Raw genomic sequence first — 1,228 nt, forward strand, 5'->3', positions numbered from 1 at the left:
GGGACTGTTGAATAAAGGGGGCGGTGCTTGAATTGTTGTTATACTGCGCCTTGTCCAATCGCGTTTTATCCCCCTCTTCCACTCTGGAGCCCTGTATGTCCCAAATGGAAATGGTCGATCTCGACAGCCTTGTATCGTCCACGCACCCGTACCGACGGTTTCAGGCCTATCTGCCGGATAGCACCGAAGCCTTGGCCGACGTGCCTCAGCTCAAAGGCGCTGATGGGTATGGCGTGGAGCGGCTCTTTCGCTGTCTGCTCGTGCAATTCATGGAGGACCTCTCGGATCGGGAGCTGGAGCGATATCTGGAAGAAAATCTGGCCGCCAAGTGGCTGTGTGGGTTCAGCTTGTCGGAACCCACACCCGACTACAGCCTGTTCAGCCGTGTCCGTACCCGCATCGGGCCGACTCGCCTCTCCCAACTCTTTGCCACGATGCGCGAACAGCTCAAAGCGGCAGGACTCATGAGTGAAGTGTTCACGTTTGTGGATGCCACGCATCTGATTGCCAAAGCTACGCTGTGGGAAGAGCGCGACAAGGCGCGGCAGCAGCACATCGAGAAGCTGAACAACACGGTGCTGCCGAAAGTGGCGGTGGATAAGCAAGCCCGGATTGGCTGTAAGGGAAAGAAGAAATATTGGTACGGCTATAAAGAGCATGTCAGCGTGGATATGCAATCCGGGCTGATCAACAAGGTGGCCACCACCCCAGCCAATCTGCCCGATGCCCACGGCCTCCGGCATGTCTGCCCCACCCAAGGGGCGATCTATGGAGACAAAGGCTATTGTACGGCTCCCGCGCGGCAGGCTGCCGCCCAACGGAGCTGTCATCTCGCGGCCATTCAACGGAACAATATGAAATCCAAGAATCGGGATCGCGACCGGTGGTATACGCATCTGCGAGCTCCGTACGAACGGGTGTTTTCTCACCGGCCGAAGCGCGTACGCTACCGTGGGGTGGCGAAGAATCAATTCGCAGCCTTCTTGCAGGCCATGGTGTTTAACCTCAAACGGTTGGTCGTCCTCGACGCGAACTTCGTTGTGGCCTAAGCGCAGGACACGGTCCACGGACCTTGCCTCAAAGGAGGAACCCCTCCTCCCGGATACCAACTCAAGAGCACCCTACGGGGAGTGCCTACCGTGGAGGCGTTCCTCGAAGACCTTTGGCGAGATCGTTTGGACCATCCTCCTCTCACCGGAGGCCGCACACCGCTTTTTTCAACAGCCCC

Annotated in this window: 1 protein-coding gene; it reads left to right on the forward strand. The window is 57.9% G+C overall.

Annotated elements, in window-relative coordinates; translation table 11 throughout:
* Positions 1–95: 95 nt before the first annotated feature.
* Entirely contained in the window at positions 96–1,049 is a 954-nt protein-coding gene (locus E8D52_02120; GenBank protein TKB70911.1) for a DDE transposase, read from the forward strand.
* Positions 1,050–1,228 lie beyond the last annotated feature (179 nt).

The sequence above is a fragment of the Nitrospira sp. genome, from assembly GCA_005116745.1.
Taxonomy (GTDB): domain Bacteria; phylum Nitrospirota; class Nitrospiria; order Nitrospirales; family Nitrospiraceae; genus Nitrospira_D.